15 protein-coding genes are annotated in these 17,847 nt (G+C 70.9%); 10 read left to right on the forward strand and 5 right to left on the reverse strand.

The genetic code is table 11. From position 1 onward, the window contains the following. Window positions 1–11: 11 nt before the first annotated feature. Window positions 12–1,007, forward strand: a complete 996-nt coding sequence (gene mutM, locus ET445_RS10930; protein ID WP_129191281.1) for a bifunctional DNA-formamidopyrimidine glycosylase/DNA-(apurinic or apyrimidinic site) lyase — start codon at window positions 12–14, stop codon at window positions 1,005–1,007. On the opposite strand, the gene ET445_RS10935 is transcribed toward mutM, so the two are convergent. Next, the gene (locus ET445_RS10935; protein ID WP_165314385.1) at window positions 988–2,067 is read right to left on the reverse strand and encodes a GNAT family N-acetyltransferase; all 1,080 of its coding nucleotides are present in this window, start codon (window positions 2,065–2,067) and stop codon (window positions 988–990) included. The two genes, mutM and ET445_RS10935, sit on opposite strands and share 20 nt — an antisense overlap. 238 nt (window positions 2,068–2,305) lie before the next feature. On the opposite strand from ET445_RS10935, the gene smc reads away from it, so the two are divergent. From smc to ffh, 4 genes are all read left to right on the forward strand, one after another. After that, window positions 2,306–5,908, forward strand: coding sequence for a chromosome segregation protein SMC (gene smc / locus ET445_RS10940; RefSeq protein ID WP_129191285.1), 3,603 nt, complete (start codon window positions 2,306–2,308; stop codon window positions 5,906–5,908). A gap of 47 nt (window positions 5,909–5,955) precedes the next feature. Next, window positions 5,956–6,831, forward strand: coding sequence for a signal recognition particle-docking protein FtsY (gene ftsY / locus ET445_RS10945; RefSeq protein ID WP_129191286.1), 876 nt, complete (start codon window positions 5,956–5,958; stop codon window positions 6,829–6,831). A 41-nt stretch (window positions 6,832–6,872) separates the two neighbouring features. Next, window positions 6,873–7,361 carry a DUF2004 domain-containing protein gene (locus ET445_RS10950; RefSeq protein WP_129191288.1) on the forward strand — a complete coding sequence of 163 codons (489 nt, stop codon included), beginning with the start codon at window positions 6,873–6,875 and terminating at the stop codon, window positions 7,359–7,361. A 72-nt stretch (window positions 7,362–7,433) separates the two neighbouring features. Beyond that, the gene (gene ffh, locus ET445_RS10955) at window positions 7,434–9,017 is read left to right on the forward strand and encodes a signal recognition particle protein (RefSeq protein WP_129191289.1); all 1,584 of its coding nucleotides are present in this window, start codon (window positions 7,434–7,436) and stop codon (window positions 9,015–9,017) included. A gap of 11 nt (window positions 9,018–9,028) precedes the next feature. On the opposite strand, the gene ET445_RS10960 is transcribed toward ffh, so the two are convergent. The 3 genes from ET445_RS10960 to ET445_RS17275 are packed head-to-tail and all read right to left on the reverse strand — an operon-like array spanning window position 9,029 to window position 12,426. Next, complete coding sequence (locus tag ET445_RS10960) at window positions 9,029–9,643, reverse strand: DUF305 domain-containing protein (protein WP_129191291.1); 615 nt, start codon at window positions 9,641–9,643, stop codon at window positions 9,029–9,031. Beyond that, complete coding sequence (locus tag ET445_RS10965; protein WP_129191292.1) at window positions 9,640–11,616, reverse strand: LVIVD repeat-containing protein; 1,977 nt, start codon at window positions 11,614–11,616, stop codon at window positions 9,640–9,642. Before ET445_RS10965 ends, ET445_RS10960 begins: the two co-directional genes overlap by 4 nt. 3 nt (window positions 11,617–11,619) lie before the next feature. After that, entirely contained in the window at window positions 11,620–12,426 is an 807-nt protein-coding gene (locus ET445_RS17275) for a spermidine synthase (RefSeq protein WP_165314386.1), read from the reverse strand. Between the two features lie 364 nt (window positions 12,427–12,790). Here ET445_RS17275 and ET445_RS17280 point away from each other — a divergent pair, with 364 nt between their 5' ends. Together ET445_RS17280 and ET445_RS10975 are read left to right on the forward strand one after the other, a co-directional pair. After that, window positions 12,791–13,588, forward strand: a complete 798-nt coding sequence (locus ET445_RS17280) for a lipid II:glycine glycyltransferase FemX (RefSeq protein WP_165314387.1) — start codon at window positions 12,791–12,793, stop codon at window positions 13,586–13,588. 106 nt (window positions 13,589–13,694) lie between these two features. Next, window positions 13,695–15,128, forward strand: a complete 1,434-nt coding sequence (locus ET445_RS10975; protein WP_129191295.1) for a GH1 family beta-glucosidase — start codon at window positions 13,695–13,697, stop codon at window positions 15,126–15,128. A gap of 41 nt (window positions 15,129–15,169) precedes the next feature. Here the strand turns inward: ET445_RS10975 and ET445_RS10980 are convergent, their stop codons facing one another. Next, window positions 15,170–16,327, reverse strand: coding sequence for a glutamate--cysteine ligase (locus ET445_RS10980; RefSeq protein ID WP_129191296.1), 1,158 nt, complete (start codon window positions 16,325–16,327; stop codon window positions 15,170–15,172). Between the two features lie 215 nt (window positions 16,328–16,542). Between ET445_RS10980 and rpsP the strand changes: the two genes are divergently transcribed. From rpsP to rimM, 3 genes are read left to right on the forward strand one after another with little or no spacing between them, the layout of a single operon-like run. Continuing rightward, window positions 16,543–16,974, forward strand: a complete 432-nt coding sequence (gene rpsP, locus ET445_RS10985) for a 30S ribosomal protein S16 (protein WP_129191298.1) — start codon at window positions 16,543–16,545, stop codon at window positions 16,972–16,974. Between the two features lie 3 nt (window positions 16,975–16,977). Then, complete coding sequence (locus tag ET445_RS10990) at window positions 16,978–17,214, forward strand: RNA-binding protein (protein ID WP_121475435.1); 237 nt, start codon at window positions 16,978–16,980, stop codon at window positions 17,212–17,214. Window position 17,215: 1 nt separating this feature from the next. Then, window positions 17,216–17,845, forward strand: a complete 630-nt coding sequence (gene rimM, locus ET445_RS10995) for a ribosome maturation factor RimM (protein ID WP_129191300.1) — start codon at window positions 17,216–17,218, stop codon at window positions 17,843–17,845. The last annotated feature ends 2 nt before the right edge of the window (window positions 17,846–17,847 follow it).

Here is a 17,847-nt window from a genome sequence, read left to right on the forward strand (position 1 = left end):
ACCCGAGCCGCATGCCCGAGCTTCCCGAAGTCGAGGTCGTCAGAGCCGGTCTCGCGCCCGCAGTGACGGGCGCGCGCATCGCCGCCGTCGAGGTCTTCGACCGTCGTGCGCTCCGCCGCCACGACCAGCTCTCCGTCGATTTCGAATCCGGCCTCACCGGCGCGCGCGTGCTCGCGGCGGTGCGCCGCGGCAAGTTCCTGTGGATGCCCCTCGCCGACGCCGACGCCCACGCCGATGCAAACGTGAACGCCGACGCCGAGGGCGAGAGGAACGGCAGGGCGCTCGTCGCGCACCTCGGCATGAGCGGACAGGTGCTCCTGCGCACCCCGGGGCATCCCGGCCCCGGTGTTCCCGGCGAGCATCTGCGCGTTCGCCTCCACGTCGAGCACCCCGACCACGGCGAACTCGTCGTCGACTTCGACGACCAGCGCACCTTCGGCGGGATGGCGATCGACCGCATGCTGCCGACGCCCGACGGTGAGCGCGCGGGCTTCTCGGCGGGCGTCGACGGCGCGTGGGCGCGGAGCATCCCGAGCCAGGTGGCCCACATCGCGCGCGACCCGCTCGATCCCGCCTTCGACGACGCGGCGTTCGCGAGGGCGCTCGCACGCAAGAAGTCCGAGATCAAACGCGTGCTCCTCGACCAGACGGTCGCGAGCGGCATCGGCAACATCTACGCCGACGAGTCGCTGTGGCGCGTGCGCATGCACCCGCAGCAGCCCGCGTCGTCGCTCTCGCGGAAGCGCGTCGACGAACTGCTGACGGCGGTGCGCGCCGTGCTCGAGCAGGCACTCGCCGAAGGGGGCACGAGCTTCGATGAGCAGTACGTCAACGTAAACGGCGCGTCGGGGTACTTCGCCCACTCGCTCAACGCCTACGGCCGCGACGGCGAGCCGTGCCCGCGCTGCGGCACGACGATGGTGCGCGAGTCGTTCATGAACCGGTCGAGCCACCGCTGCCCGCGCTGCCAGCGGATTCGGGCGGGCGTCAAGACTCGGGCGGCGTGAGCGGTTTCTGCCACTGCGACTCGAGCACGAACCCCTCGAACCCGAGCGCCTCGTTGATCTGCAGCATGTGCCGATTCTCGTCGGCGTTCCACGTGTAGACGCGTTCGCGGGTCGGGTCGGTGCGGATGAGCAGCAGCAGGTTCGCGAGCTTGAGGCGTAGGCCGAGGCGGTGGCCTCGGTGCGCGGCGAGGACGATCGTGTCCCACTGCTCGACCGCGGTCGAAGCCGGCAGGAGCGAAAGCTGCGTGAAGCCCGCGACCTCGCCGTCGGCCGTGACCGCCGCGGCGAAGAGGCCCGTGCGGCCGCGCTCGAGGCTGCGGTGCTCGTCGTCGCGCACGCGCGCGGCGTCCCACGGTTCGAGTTCGTACGCGATCTCGCCCGATGGCGCGTCGAGCGACATCTGCGTGTGGGCGCGCGCGAGCGAGTCGACGAGGTCGTCGGGGGCGCGGTCGGTCCAGGTGACGATGCGATAGCGCGCGGATGCCTCGGGCGAACGGCCGGATGTCTCGAGCTCGGCGAGTCGGGCCGCGAACTCGTCTGCTCGGCCCACCACCGACACGACGCTCACGCGGTCGAGCTGCCCGAGTGTGTACCCGTGCCGTTCGGCGAACCGCACGGCGACGCTGCCGGCCCGGATGCTCGCCTCGCCCTGCGGGGCGCGCAGGCGCTCGCCGTGTCCGTCGTCGCGTGAGATCAGGTGGTCGGCCGAGAGCACGAGCGTGCGTCGGCCGGCTGCCGCCGCAGCGACTTCGGCGGCCGCGAGGAGCCGCGAGCCGATGCCGCGCCTGCGGTGGGTCGGCTCGACGCCGAGCATCGGCAGGTACGCGGTCGTGGCATCCTCGTCGAGCTCCCACTCGAGTTCGGCGAGGCCGACGAGCGCGCCGTCCTCGAAGGCGCCGAGCGCGACGTGGCGCGAGTACCGGCTCGGCGCGAGGTCGAGTGCGAGCTCGCGAGGCGAGCGCGCGAGTTCGCTCGTGCCGATCGTTTCGGCGTCGAGGCGGCGGATGAGGGCGACGTACGCGTCGAGCCCCGAGGCATCCGTCGCGCCTGGGACAACCATCGCGCCCGGGACCTCCGGATCTTCATTGCCCGAAGGCGGCCTGATCCGCCGGATCTCGACCGGTGTCTCCATCGCGCGACCCCCTCGTCTGCCCCGTGCCGAGCATTTCAGGCTAACCGCGCGCGAACGCCGCGGGAACCCCGGGTGGCCGGAACGCGGCGAGGGCGACACGCCGTGGGGCAGCCGCTCGGGTACGCTCCTACGAGGCATCCGCACCATTCGAGCCGCACGGGGGGCCATGTACCTGAAGAGCCTGACGCTGAAGGGATTCAAGTCCTTCGCGCAGCCGACGACGTTCGCGTTCGAGCCGGGCGTCACCTGCATCGTCGGTCCGAACGGTTCGGGTAAGTCCAACGTCGTCGACGCGCTCGCGTGGGTCATGGGGGAGCAGGGGGCGAAGAGCCTCCGCGGCGGCAAGATGGAGGACGTCATCTTCGCGGGCACCTCGACCCGCGGGCCGCTCGGCCGCGCCGAGGTGAGTCTCACGATCGACAACACCGACGGCGCGCTGCCGATCGAGTACACCGAGGTGACGATCTCGCGCACGCTCTTCCGCAACGGGGCGAGCGAGTACGCCATCAACGGCGATCAGTGCCGTCTGCTCGACGTGCAAGAGCTCTTGAGCGACTCGGGCCTCGGGCGCGAGATGCACGTCATCGTCGGCCAGGGTCAGCTCGACGCCGTCTTGCGGGCGACGCCCGAGGAGCGCCGCGGCTTCATCGAAGAGGCCGCGGGCATCTTGAAGCACCGCCGCCGCAAAGAGAAGACGATCCGCAAGCTCGACGCGATGCAGACGAACCTCACGCGGCTCTCCGACCTCGCGGGCGAGATCCGCCGCCAGCTGAAGCCGCTCGGCCGGCAGGCGGAGGTCGCGCGCGAGGCGGCGACGATCCAGGCCGTCGTGCGCGACGCCAAGGCTCGGCTCCTCGCCGACGAGGTCGTCGGGCTCACGCGCGCGCTCGAAGAGCACGGCAAGAGCGAGCACGAACGGCACGCAGAGCGCCTCGTCCTGCAAGACGAGCTCGAGCAGGCGCAAGCCAAGGTCGCACGGCTCGAGCAGGCGACGCTCGGCGACGGCGTCGACGACGCCCGCCAGACCGCGCACGCCCTCGAGGCGGCCCAAGAGAAGCTGCGAGGGCTCGACCAGCTCGCCCGCCAGCGCATCGCGCTCCTCGGCGCCGACTCGGGCGATCAGGAGACGCCGCGCACGGTCACGCGTCAGGGCATCGAGCAGGCGACGGCCGAACTCGCGGCACTCCGCGGCGCGATCGACGAGGCGCGCGTGCAGCTCGAGGCATCCCTCGCGACGACCGCCGAAGCGCGCGTCGCGCTCGACCGCGTCGACCTCGAGATCGCAGCGCAGTCGGCGCGCGTGAGCGAGTACGACCTGCGGCTCTCGAAGCTCGCGGGGCAGGCGGATGCCGCGGGGTCGAAGCTCGCCGCAGTGCGCGGCGAGGTCCTCCGACAGCGGAACGCGCTCGAGGCATCCGCCGAACGTCGCGCCGCGACCGCCGCCGAACTCGCGCGCTGGGAGGCCGAGGCCGAAGCCTCGTCGGGCGACGACACCGACCTCGACGAGGCGTACGAGCTCGCGCAGGCGCGCGTCTTCGAGGCCGAGGCCGAGATCGAACGCATCCGCGAGGGCCTGCACGAGCGCGAGCGCGAGCGCGACTCGCTCGGCGCCCGCATCGGCGCGCTGTCGCTCGCCCTCGATCAGCGCGACGGCTCCGCGGCCGTCGCCGGCTCCGGCCTCTCGGGTGTGCGGGGCCTCCTCGCCGAGCACGTGCAGGTCGAGCCCGGATACGAGGCCGCGATCGCGGCGGCCCTCGGGTCGGTCGCCGACGCCGTGCTCGTCGACGACCCTGACGCGGCCTTCGCCGCCCTCGACCACGCCGTGCGCGGCGATCTCGGCCGCGTCGCCCTCGCGATCGCCGACCCGCGCACCGCCCCGGCCGCGCCGTTCGCCGTCGACGGGCTCGTTCCCGCCGCTCAGGTCGTGCACGCACCCGCAGGCGTCCTCGCGCTCCTCGCCGAAGTGCTCGTCGCCGACGACCTCGCGGCAGCCCGGGCCGCGGCTCCCGCCGTCGCTGTCCTCGACCGGCCCGCGACCGTCATCACGCGCGACGGCTCGGTCATCGGCCGCTACGTCGTGCGCGGCGGAACGGGCCGCACGCAGAGCCGCATCGAACTCGTCGCCGAGCGCGACCGCGCCGCCGGCCGCCGCGACGAGGTCGTCGCCCTCCTCGAATGCGACCGGTTCGACCTCGCGGAGCAGCGCGAAGCGCACGAGCACGCGAAGGAGCAGTCGAAGCTCGCGCTCGCAGCACTCCGCGAAGAAGACGCCCAGCTCGCCCAGCGCACCGAGGGGTTGAATCGCGCCCGAGTGCAGGCCGAGGCCGCCGAATCCGAGGCCGAGCGCCTCGCCGCAGCGCTCGCGAACGCGGAAGAACGCGTCGCCGAGGCGTCGCTGGCCGCGGAGCAGGTGAAGGCCGACCTGCAGGCCGCGCGTGACGAGCCGCGTCCCGTGCTCGACGCGACCGCCCGCGACGGAGCGCTCGCGGCCCTCGAAGCCGCCCGCGAGGCAGAGGTCGAGCAGAAGTTCCACGTCGAGACCGCGAAAGAGCGCGTGCGCGCCGAAGAGGGTCGCATCGCCTCGATGGAGCGCCGGTTCCAGGCCGAGCAGCAGGCCGCCGCCGACGCCGCCCGCCGAGCCGTCGTGCGCCGCGCTCAGCTCGAAGCCGCGACCCGCGTCGCCGACGCGCTGCCCGCGGCGCTCGCCTCGGTCGACCGCTCGGTCGCCGAAGCCCGCGTCGCGCTCGGCCGCGCCGAAGCGGAGCGGGCGACCCGCAACGAAGAACTCGTGCGGTACCGGCGCGAAGAGGCGACGATCCGCGAACGTCTGCATGCGGTCACCGAAGACGTCCACGGCCTCGAGCTGCGCATCTACGAGAAGAAGCTCCACCTCGGCCAGCTCCTCGAGCGTGCCGAGAGCGAGTTGGGCCTCGACGAGCGCGTGCTCGTCGCCGAGTACGGTCCGGATGTCCCGGTGCCGGTCGAGGTCGCAACCGGCGATGCCGGCGAGCCGGATGCCGATGCCGACGCCGACCGCGCTCCCGGTGAGTCCGAGCACGACGCAGCCGACGAAGGGCGTGCGGCCGCGGCATCCGTGCCCTTCGATCGCGACGCCCAGCAGCGCCGCCTCGCCGCCGCCGAGCGAAAGCTCGCGCAGCTCGGCCGCGTGAACCCGCTCGCGCTCGAAGAGTTCGCGGCGCTCGAGCAACGGCACAGGTTCTTGACCGAGCAGCTCACCGACCTCACGAACACCCGCCGCGACCTGCTGACGATCATCGACGAGATCGACGGACGCATGGAGTCGATCTTCCGCTCGGCATTCGAAGACACGCGCGAGGCGTTCGCCGAGGTGTTCCCCGTGCTGTTCCCGGGCGGCGAGGGCCGCATCTTCCTCACCGACCCCGACGACATGCTCACGACGGGCATCGAGGTGAGCGTCAAGCCCGCCGGCAAGAAGATCGAACGGCTGTCGCTGCTCTCGGGCGGCGAGCGGTCGCTCGCGGCCGTCGCCCTGCTCATGGCGATCTTCAAGGCCCGCCCCAGCCCGTTCTACATCATGGACGAGGTCGAGGCCGCCCTCGACGACGCGAACCTCGGGCGTCTGCTCACGACGTTCGAAGACCTGCGCGAGTCCAGCCAGCTCATCGTCATCACGCACCAGAAGCGCACGATGGAGATCGCCGACGCGCTCTACGGCGTCTCGATGCGCCAGGACGGCGTCTCGGCGGTGGTCGGTCAGCGCGTGCGCGACGAGCGCGCGAGCGCGTGACGGTCGCCGCCGCGCGAGCCCACAGTGTCGCACCTTAGGCTTGACGCATGGCTGAACGCGCTTCGTGGTCCCTCGGGTCGGCCCTCCGCGGCATCTTCTCGGCGAAGACGATCGACGACGACACGTGGGACGACCTCGAGGCCGCGCTCATCACGGCAGACTTCGGGCCCGCCGTGACCGAAGAGATCGTGGAGCAGATCCGCGCGCAGGTCGAGCGGTACAAGACGACCGACCCGAAGGACGTGCAGCGGATGCTCCGCGAGATCGTCGAGGAGCGGCTCGCGAAGTACGACCCCACGCTGAAGCTCACCGAGCGGCCCGCCGTCGTGCTCGTCGTCGGCGTCAACGGCGTCGGCAAGACGACGACGATCGGCAAGTTCGCGCGGTTCCTCCGGACGTACGACCGGTCGGTCGTGGTCGGCGCAGCCGACACCTTCCGCGCCGCCGCGGTCGACCAGCTCGCGACGTGGGCCGAGCGTGCCGGCGCGAGCATCGTGCGGCCCGAGCGCGAAGGCCAAGACCCGGCCTCGGTCGCGTTCCAGACCGTCGAGAAGGCCAAGCACGACGGCACCGAGATCGTCATCATCGACACCGCCGGGCGCCTCCACACCAAGGGCGGGCTCATGGACGAGCTCGGCAAGATCAAGCGCGTCGTCGAGAAGCAGGCCCCCATCAGCGAGGTCCTCCTCGTGCTCGACGCGACGACCGGCCAGAATGGCCTCGCGCAGGCCGAGGCGTTCATCGAGCACGGGGGAGTGACGGGTCTCGTGCTCACGAAGCTCGACGGCAGCGCAAAGGGCGGGTTCGTCCTCGCGGTGCAAGAGAAGACGGGCCTGCCGATCAAGCTCATCGGCCAGGGCGAGGGCATCAACGACCTCACGGGCTTCACGCCGCACGTCTTCGCGCAGAAGCTCGTCGGCTGAGACATCCGTCTGACGACCGAACGACACCTGGGAGACACAGCATGGCGATCGAACACGACTACTTCGGCCTCGTCGGCGACTACTGGTCGGAGCGCATCGAGTACGGCGACCAAGACGTGGAGGTCGTCCTCGACTCCGACGGCGACGGCGTCTCGCTCGCAGCGCTCGATGTCGCTGCGACGATGGTCGGCGAGCTCGAACTCCTCGACGATCAGCTCCGCAACGACTTCGTCGGCCTGCTCGACTCGGCGTCGTCGCCCGTCGTGCAGTTCTTGAACGTCGTGCTCGACCCCGACCTCGAGCAGGCGGAAGAGATCGACGACGCCATCGGCCGCGAGTCGGGCGACCGCCAGATCGACGCGCTCCGCTCGCTGACCCTCGTCCGCGTCGACCTGCGCCCCGACGCCGACGAACCGGGCGATGCGTTCGCCGAGTTCGAGTACGCGCTCGCCCCCGACGACACCGACGAGCGACTCATCGCGTCGATCGACCTCGACCGCGAGATCGTCGACGTGCGGTTCGACGGCTGACGCGCGCCGAAGGTGCGCGTCTGGCGAACGCGCAGCCCGAGACATCCGCCCTCACCTAGAATCGAAGGCACCATGGCTACGTTCGGCAACCTCTCAGACCGCCTCGCAGAGACCTTCAAGCACCTTCGCACGAAGGGCAAGCTCTCGGCGTCCGACGTCGACGGCACCGTCCGCGAGATCCGTCGGGCGCTGCTCGACGCCGACGTCTCGCTCGACGTCGTCAAGCAGTTCACGTCGACGGTGCGCGAGCGCGCCCTCGGCGACGAGGTCAACAAGGCGCTGAACCCGGCGCAGCAGGTCGTGCAGATCGTCAACGAAGAGCTCGTCGCGATCCTCGGCGGTCAGCAGCGTCGCCTGCAGTTCGCGAAGACCGCGCCGACGGTCATCATGCTCGCGGGCCTCCAGGGCGCCGGCAAGACGACGCTTGCGGGCAAGCTCGCGAAGCACCTCGTGAAAGAGGGTCACACGCCGCTCCTCGTCGCGAGCGACCTCCAGCGTCCGAACGCCGTCAACCAGCTCCAGGTCGTGGGCTCGCAGGCGGGCGTGCCCGTCTACGCGCCCGAGCCCGGCAACGGCGTCGGCGACCCCGTCAAGGTCGCGAAAGACGGTGTCGAGCAGGCCCGTCGCGCCCAGCACGACGTCGTCATCATCGACACCGCGGGTCGTCTCGGCGTCGACGCCGAGATGATGAAGCAGGCCGCGAACATCCGCAAGGCGACGAACCCCGACGAAGTGCTCTTCGTCATCGACGCCATGATCGGCCAAGACGCCGTCGCGACCGCGAAGGCCTTCCAAGAGGGCGTCGACTTCACGGGTGTCGTCCTGTCCAAGCTCGACGGCGATGCGCGCGGCGGCGCCGCGCTCTCGGTCGCGTCGGTCACGGGTCGCCCCATCATCTTCGCGTCGACCGGTGAAGGTCTCGACGATTTCGAGCCGTTCCACCCCGACCGGATGGCGAGTCGCATCCTCGACCTCGGCGACATCCTGACCCTCATCGAGCAGGCGCAGCAGGCGTTCGACGAAGAAGAGGCGCTGAAGGTCGCCGAGAAGCTCGCGAAGGAGCAGTTCACCCTCGACGACTTCCTGAAGCAGATGCAGCAGCTTCGCGGGGCGGGTTCGATCAAGAAGATGCTCGGGATGCTCCCCGGTGCGGGCGGTCTGCGTCAGCAGCTCGACCAGTTCGACGAGCGCGAGATCGTGCGGACCGAGGCGATCATCCAGTCGATGACCCCGGCCGAACGTCAGAACACGAAGCTCCTGAACGGTTCGCGGCGCCTCCGCATCGCGAAGGGTTCGGGCATGACCGTCACCGACGTCAACCAGCTCGTGCAGCGCTTCGAGCAGGCCGCGAAGATGATGAAGACCGTCGCGCGCGGCGGTGTGCCGCAGATCCCCGGCATGGGCCCGATCCCGGGTGCCGGCGGGTACGGCGGCGGTAAGCGCCAGGCGGCGAAGGGCAAGAAGGGCGGCTCGGGCTCGCGATCGGGCAACCCCGCCAAGCGTGCGGCCGAGAACGCGGCGATCGCGGCGGGCGGGCCCGTGCCAGGCCAGAGCACGCCGTCGGGCGCCGGGTTCGGACTCGGCGGCGGCAAGCCCGCGCAGCAGGGCCCGACCGAAGAAGAGCTCGCGTCGCTGCAGAAGTTCCTCGGGCGCTGAGTCGGGGCGGTTCACCCGAGCCGGTCGTCGATCTCCCGCAGGCGGTCGATCTCGACGCCCTGAGAGGCTGCGACGGTGCGTACCCAGCGCGTGATCGCGGGGTCTCCGGATGCCTCGAGCCGCGTCTCGCACATGTCGACGGCGCCTTCGTGGTGACGGATCATCGTCTCGACGAAGAGCCGGTCGAAGGCGCTTCCCGAGAGCGATTCGGCGCGTTCGAGGGTCGATGAGCTGATCTCGCCGGGCATGCTCGCGCCGTCGTGCTCGTCGCCCTCGCGCCCGTCGCCCTCGTGTCCCGTGTCTTCGACGCCGCGTGCTGCGAGCCACGCACGAAGCGCCGTCGCCTCTGCGGCCTGCGCCGAAGCGATGCGCCCGGCCGACGCGATGACCTCGGGGTCGGCGGCGCGGCCGTCGGCGAGGGCGGCGAGGGCGACGGCCTGGTCGTGGTGCGCGGCCATCGCCGACGCCCACGCGGCGTCGGCGGCGCTCGTCGCCTCATCGACGGCTCCAGGCGGGGCGGATGACCCGGGGCCCGACCCGTCGAAGGTGCACGCGGCGAGCGAGAGGGCTGCGAGGCATCCGGCGGCTGCGACGAGTGCCCGGACACGCTGTCGCGTCCTGGTCACGTCGACTCCGACGGCGGTTCTTCAGGCTCCTCGCGGGTCTCGGGCCCGTCCGCGGAGTCGGCGGCGGAGTCGGCTGCTGCTGCCCTCCCTCGCCGCACGGCGCGCGCCCGCAGGGCGACCGCTGCTGCCGCGAGCACGATCGCGACTCCCGCGACGACGAGGAGCGCCACGAGCCATCCGTTCACCCCGCCTTCCTCCTCGCCGGACGCAACCGGCGTCGGTTCAGGCGGCGGCGCCTCCGCCTCGAGCACGCCGAGCGCGAGCCGATCGGCCGTGCGGTCGCCGCGCGCGACGAGATCGTAGCCGCCCGCCGTGAGCGGCCCGGGCGGGGTCACCGTCGTCGCGGGCAGCGCGCCCGACGCGTCGGCGCGGGCCGTCGCGAGGACGGTGCGCGTCGGCATCCACCACACGTCCACGGTCTCGCCCGGCTCGAGCGATCCCGTTGGCAGCGACACCTCGACCGTCGGCGACGCACCCGCCGAAACCGTCGAGGGCGACAGGGCGAGCGGCGTGAGGGCGCTCCGCGCCGCGGCATCCGCCGGCACGACCGGCGCGTCGCGCCACACCCACGCATACGTCGGCTGGGACTGCGGGTTGAGCTCGCCCGGGTCGTACCTGGCGGCGTCGGCGAACATCGGGTCGGTGAGGCGCAGCACCTCGAGGCCCTCGTACATGTCGCTCGCGTAGAGGTAGCCGTCGTAGAAGTAGACCGCCCAGATGCCTGCCGTGTAGGGCATCGAGTAGCCGTACGTCGGCCGGTCGAAGAAGGTGAGCTCTGCGGGCGCCGCGGGGTCGGTGAAGTCGATGACCGACACCCCGCCCTCGAGCCACGCCTGCGCGATGACGAACCGGTCGGGCACGGGGATGAGCCCGCCCGAATGCGCCACGCACTTCTCGAGGTCGGAGTGGGTGCGCCCGATCTTGAAGTAGCTCTGGTGAACGAGCGAACCGGCCGAGTCGAACGACCACAGTGCGTCGGCGCCACGGTCGCCGCCGAACGCGGGGGAGCACGTGTTGATGAACCCGTCGCCCAGTTCGTCTTGGAAGACGACGGCCGTCGCGTCGTTGTCGAAGATGCCCGAGTGCCAGAAGGCGACGTTCGCGTCGCGCATGCGCTGGAGCACGACGGGATGCAGGGGATCGACGATCGACAGCAGCAGGCCGTCGCCGCGGCACGCCGCGACGGCGAGCTGCTTCGCCGGGTACGCGGTGATGTCGTGGCATCCGGTCGTCGAGCGCGTGTCGGCGCCGCCCGGCACCCGGTCGCCCGGCCCGAACGCCGTCGCGTCGTCGAAGAGATCGAGTTCGCCCGCGATCGCCGCCTGCTCGGGAGCTGCGAGCGGGATGCGCACGATCTGCAGCGGGTTGCGACCCGTGCAGTTGAGGGATGCCCCGCGGCTGTACGCGCTCACGTACACGAGCACGCTCCCCGGGTCGGCCGGGTCGGGCACGACCGTGTGCGTGTGCGAGCCGCAGCGGGTGCGCACCGACGCGACATACCGCGGGGCGGCGGGGTCGGCGATGTCGAAGACCCGCAGGCCCTCCCAGTTCTGGCTCGTCTCGGGCACGCGCACGGCGTCGCACGCGTCCGACGACATCGTCTCGTCGATCGACACGATCACGAGGTTGCCGACCGCGCTCACATCACCCTGTCCGCCGGCGCACTCGAACGCGCTCCGCAGCTCGGGGTTCGCGGGGTCGGCGATGTCCCACACCGAGAAGCCGTCGTAGTTGCCCTGGATCAGGTGGTCGCCCGAGAACGCGAGGTCCGAGTTGATGAAGTCGGGGTCGTCGCCCCGGCGGAACGGGTTGTCGCGGTGCGCGACCCATTCGAGCCCGGGCCCGATCGCGGGATCACGGCCGTCGGACGCGGTGGGCGACGCGGCGACAGGGGCGGCCGGAACCAGCAGCGCGAGCGCCGCGCCGAGCGCACCGATCGCGCCGAACGCGAACCGGGCCGCGACGCGCCGCACGGATCAGCCCGAGTCCCCGTCACGCCGGGGCCCGGCGCCGTCGACGAATCGGTCGAGCCGGTCGTCCTGCAGCACGAGGACGGGACGCGGCGCGGACGCCGTCCACCGCAGGATCTCGTCGAGCGGCGCGGATGTGCGCGATGCCGCGAGCACGACGTTGCCGGGGGCGCCTTCGAGCACGACCTCGGAGACGAGCGCGGTCACCTCCTCGAATTCCTCGGCGAGCGTCGCCGCCATCCGCCGGCTCAACTGCAGCTCGCTCGTCGCGAGGGTGTTGACGAGGACGATGCCGGTGGGAGTGAGAAGGTCTGCCAACCCACGGAAGAACTCGATCGTGCCGACGTTGGGCGGCGCGACCGACCCCGAGAACACGTCGACGACCGCGAGGTCGTAACCGCCCCGGAATCTCGCCGAACGGTCGACGGCGGCCCGCGCGTCGTCGAACTCGGCAGTGAGCTCGACCTCGTCGCGGAGCGGCAACGCGTCGACGACGAACTCGAAGAGCTCGCGGTGCAGTTCGACGACGTGCTGTCGCGAGCCGGGCCGGGTCGCCGCGACGTAGCGGGGGATGCTCAGGGCGCCGCCGCCGAGGTGCAGCGCCGAGATCGGGGCGTCCGACGGATGCCACGCGTCGATGAGGTTCGTGACGTGTCGAACGTACTCGAGCTGGATGTCGAGCGGGTCGTCGGGGTTCACGTGCGACTGCGTCGTGCCGTCGATCACGAGGGAGAATCCGCCGTTCGTGCCCCGGTTCGGCACGAGCCGCGCGTGCACCTGTTCGCCGTCGAGTTCGAGGGTCGCCTCCGCCATGCGCACCACCCTAGGTGCGGAAGCCGTCGGCTGCCAGCGGCGCGGTCTCGACGCGCCGGGGCATCCTGGGGTTATCCTTTCCGCGAAGCGACGCACGTGGGCGAAGGCCCGACCGCCACTCACATTGGGGGAACCTGGTGGACACGCCGCAACTCGAGTCGATCGGAACCGACTGGGACGATCGGGTGCTCCACGCGCACTCCTCGCCGCATTTCATGCAGAGTCGCACGTGGGCCGAGATCCGCTCGGGGGCCCGTGGAGCGTGGCCTCCGTCGATCTGTCGACCGGTCGACCGCGGCCGCACCCGGCCCTGACGTACGAGCGCGAGGTCGCGGGAGTCGGCCGTCTTCGCCACCTTCCTCGCGTGAGCGGCATCGGAGCGGCGGATGTCCCGGGGCTCACCGCTTCGCTTCGCGAGCGCGGCGGTGCGTTCGCCACGAAGCTGGAGCTGTACCAGCCGAGGGACGCCGCGATCGAGGCGGAGTTCGCGGCGGAGGGATGGCTTCCGGCGAAGGCGTCGCAGTACCGCTTCGCCGTCATCGTCGATCTCTCGCGGGGCTCGGAGGCGGCGTTCGCCGACATGAAGAAGCGCGCGCGTGCGGAGATCCGGGTAGGGGAGCGCAACGGTGTCGCGATCGAGCGGGGCGAGGTCGACGGGCCGGATGCCTCGGAGATGATCGAGCTCGTGAGGGCGACCGAGGAGCGATCGGGCGCGTTCTTCCGAGACGACGAGTACCTGCGGCGGGTGTGGTCGCGGTTCGCGGAGTCGGGGAACGGCCGACTGTACCTCGCCCGTCACGACGGGCAGGTCGTCGCGGGCGCATTCGTCGTGCGGTTCGGGCGCAACGCCTGGTACAAGGACGGCGGTTCGACGCGCGAGTTCCCGCACCTCATGGCCTCGCGGCTGCTGCAGTGGCGGATCATGCAGGAGCTCGCCGAGGAGGGCGTCGAGGCGTACGACCTCGGCCACGTGCCGCCGCCCGGCTACGATCACCCCGCCGGTCGAGGCATCCTGATCTTCAAGAGCGCGTTCGCGTCCGACATCGTCGAGTACCTGCCCGCCTATCTGCTGCCGCACGAGCCGGGCGCCGACGAATGGCGCCGCGGCGAGGGTGCGTTCCTCGCCGGCTACCGCGCGGAGACCGGGGACTACTGGTACTGAATCGATCCCGACAGGTCGATTTACTTACAGTGCAGTAAGCAAATATCCGGCGGAACCGACTACAGTGATCCACGGCGTGCCCGCCACGACGAGATGGAGCAGCACCATGACCACCGGTTCTCCCGACTACCGCGACTCGGGCCTCGAGTTCGGCGACGACTTCCTCTTCGGCTCGGCCACTGCGTCGTACCAGATCGAAGGCGCCTACGACGAAGACGGCCGCGGCCCGAGCATCTGGGACACCTTCAGCCACACGCCCGGCAAGGTCTGGAACGGCGACACGGGCGACGTCGCCGACGACCACTACCACCGCTGGGAGGCGGACCTCGACCTCATGGTCGAACTCGGCCTCGAGGCGTACCGGTTCTCGATCGCGTGGCCGCGGATCCAGCCGACGGGCCGCGGTCCCGCGAACGAGGTCGGCCTCGCGTTCTACGAGCGACTCGTCGACGGGCTCATCGCCAGAGGCATCCGCCCCATCGCGACCCTCTACCACTGGGACCTCCCGCAGGCCCTTGAAGACGAGGGCGGCTGGACCAACCGCGCGACCGCCGAGGCCTTCGCCGACTACGCGCGCCTCGTCGGCGAGCGGCTCGGCGACAAGATCTCGGTGTGGACGACGCTCAACGAGCCGTGGTGCTCCGCCTACCTCGGATACGGCTCGGGCGCACACGCGCCGGGCCTCATGGACGGCGCCAAGGCGCTCGCCGCCGTCCACCACCTGAACCTCGCCCACGGGCTCGCCGTCGCGGCGCTCCGGGAAGTCGTGCCGGGCGACCCGCAGTTCTCGATCACGCTCAACCTCCACGTCATCCGCCCGTCGGGCGAGACGGGCCCCGAGGCCGCGCGTCGCATCGACGGGCTCGCCAACCGCGTGTTCCTCGGACCTCTGCTCGACGGCGAGTACCCCGCCGACGTCATCGCCGACACGGCCGGCATCACCGATTGGTCGTTCGTGAAGCCCGGCGACACCGACCTCATCAAGCAGCCGCTGCATCTGCTGGGCGTCAATTACTACTCGACCGTCACGGTGCGCATGTGGGACGGCGAGGGCGCGAAGGTCAACGCCGACGGTCACAAGGACATGGGCGGCACGGCGTGGCCCGGCTCCGACGGCGTCGAGTTCCTCCAGCAGCCCGGCCCGTACACCGAGATGGGCTGGAACATCGACCCCTCGGGCCTCGAAGACCTCCTCGTCGCACTTCACGAGTCCTATCCCGGACTTCCGCTCATGATCACCGAGAACGGCGCGGCGTTCGACGACGTCGTCGTCGAAGGCGAGACGGGCCCCGCCGTCCACGACGTGGAGCGCACCGACTACCTCCGCCGGCACTTCACGGCCGCGCACCGCGCGATCGCGCGCGGCGTCGACCTGCGCGGGTACCAGGTGTGGTCGTTCCTCGACAACTTCGAGTGGGGCTACGGGTACTCCAAGCGCTTCGGCATCGTGCGCGTCGACTACGACACCCAGGAGCGGCTGCCGAAGGATTCGGCGCTCTGGTACGCGGAGCTCATCCGCACGCGCCGCATCCCCGCGTAAGCGGTCGGCCTCGAGGCATCCGGCTTCGCGAGACCCCGGGTCTATGAGACGGATGCCTCGGCCGACGGCGTGCCGTCGCGAAGCTCGTGTGCGAGGTGCGCGACCACCGCGCGGAGGTCGCCGCCGGCCGCGTGCGCGACGCCGAGCTGCCGCTGGTAGCTCGCGCCCATCTCGAGCATGGTGCGGATGCCCTGCAGCTCGGGGCCGCAGCCGAGTCGTTCGGCGATCGGCGCGAGCGTCACGAGGAGGTCGAGCAGGTCGTCGCCGACGAGCCGCTCGGACCCCGCGACGTCCGTGATGATCTCGGCGTCCATGCCGTAGCGCGCCGCGCGCCACTTGTTCTCGCGCACGTACCAGGGCTGCAGCACCGACAGCGTCTCGCCGTGGTCGAGCCGCTCGCTCATCCACTCCACGAGGCACTGGATGAGCGCCGCGATCGCGGCGATCTCGGCGGCCGTCGACACGCCGTCGCACACGCGCACCTCGATCGTGCCCCACTTGGGCGAGGGCCGGATGTCCCACCTGACCTCGCTGTAGTCCTCGATGACGCCCGTACGCACGAGGTCGTCGACGTACCGCTCGTAGGCGGCCCAATCGGCGAGCGGATAGGGGAGGCCCGCGGTCGGCAGCTGCTGGAACATGAGAGCGCGGTTCGACGCGTAGCCCGTCTCGACGCCCGCCCAGAACGGACTCGACGCGCTGAGGGCCTGCAGGTGCGGGATGTACGCGAGCATGCCGTCGAGGATCGGCAGCGCCTTCGCACGGTCTTCGATGCCGACGTGGACGTGGATGCCCCAGATCATCATGTTGCGGCCCCACCACCGCGTGCGGTCGATGAGCTTGTGGTACCTCGGCTTGTCGGTGAGCTGCTGGTCGTACCACTGGCTGAACGGATGCGAGCCGCTGCAGATGAGGTCGTAGTCGCCGATGTCGTCGAGGACCGTCCGGACTTCCTCGAGCTGCCCGACGAGGTCGGCGACCGCCCCGTCGACGCGCTCGTGCACGCCGCTCACGAGCTCGACCGTGTTCGTCAGGAGCTCGTGCGTGATGTGCTCGTGCGGCGAGCCGTCGGGGCCGCGGAGGCCGTCGAGCACCCGGTCGGCGACCGACGCGAGTTCGCCCGTGACCCGATCGACGATCGCGATCTCCCACTCGATCCCGACGGTCGAGCGCGGCGAGTCGGCGAAGCCGATCTGCATATCTTCCCCGTCCGGTCGAGCCGAAGTGTCGTGCGCCAATCATGGCACGGGCGCGGGATTCGAGTCGCGGCCGGAAATCTGCAAGAATGGTCAGTCGAGTTCTGTGACGCCCGACCCTCTATCCGGCCCGCAGAGCCCCATTGAGCTTCCGCCGAGTGTGCACCCCACGCTCACGGCCGTCAGTTCGCCAACTCACCAGACATTTCAGGAGAATCATGGCTGTCAAGATCCGCCTCAAGCGCCTCGGCAAGATCCGTGCGCCGTACTACCGCATCGTCGTCGCCGACTCGCGCACCAAGCGCGACGGTCGCGTCATCGAGGAGATCGGCAAGTACCACCCCACCGAGGAGCCCTCGTTCATCGAGGTCGACTCCGAGCGTGCGCAGTACTGGCTCGGCGTCGGCGCACAGCCGACCGAGCAGGTCCTCGCCATCCTCAAGCTCACGGGCGACTGGGGCAAGTTCAAGGGCGACAAGAACGCCGTCTCGACCGTCCGCACCAAGGACGCGAAGGAAGTCTTCGCGGTCGACACCGCCAAGAAGTCGGTCGTGAAGCCCAAGGCCGAGAAGCCCGCCAAGGTCGAGGAGCCCGCAGAGGCCCCCGCCGAGGCCGAGGCCGAGGTCGCCGAGACCACGGACGAGGCGTAAGCCTTGCTCCAGTCCGCGCTCGAACACCTCGTCAAGGGGATCGTCGATCACCCTGACGACGTGCGCGTCGTGTCCGCGTCGAGCGCACGCGGCGAGGTCCTCGAGGTTCACGTGAACCCCGAGGACCTCGGCCGCGTCATCGGGCGGGCCGGTCGCACGGCGAAGGCGCTGCGCACGCTCGTGACCGCGCTCGCCGACGGCCGGCGCGTCCGGGTCGACGTCGTCGACACCGACGACTGACGTGGCCGCCGATCCCCGTCCCCAGCAGCTCCGCGTCGGCCGACTCACCAAGGCCCACGGGCTGAAGGGCGCCATCAAGCTCGAGCTCTACACCGACGACCCCGAGCGCCGGTTCACGCCGGGCGCCGAGTTCTCGCTGCAGGTGCCCGACGACTCCCCGTGGCACGGCAAGAACCTGACGCTCCGCGAACTCCGCTGGTACAACGGGCACCCCGTCGGGTTCTTCGAGGGCATCGACGACCGGACGGCCGCCGAGGCGGTCATCAAGGCGATCCTCTGGGTCGACCAGTCCGACGACGAGGCGCCCGAACCCGACGCCTGGTACGACCACCAGCTCGTCGGCCTCGACGTCGTGCGCGACGGCGAGAAGATCGGCCGGGTCGTCTCGGTCGAGCACCTCCCCGCGCAAGACCTCCTCGTCGTCAAGACGGGCGGCAAGGGCGGCGCCGAGGTCATGGTGCCGTTCGTGCAGGCGATCGTGCCCGAGGTCGATCTCGAAGTCGGCACACTCACGGTCACGCCGCCCCAGGGGCTCTTCGAGGAGCTCCCCGAGGCAGACGAGTCTGTCGAAACCGAATCGGCGCCTCTGGTCGACGCGGCCGACGCGAACGAGCCCGCCGAGGGGCAGTAAGC

Origin of the sequence: Agromyces protaetiae (assembly GCF_004135405.1) — a bacterium.
GTDB lineage: Bacteria > Actinomycetota > Actinomycetes > Actinomycetales > Microbacteriaceae > Agromyces > Agromyces protaetiae.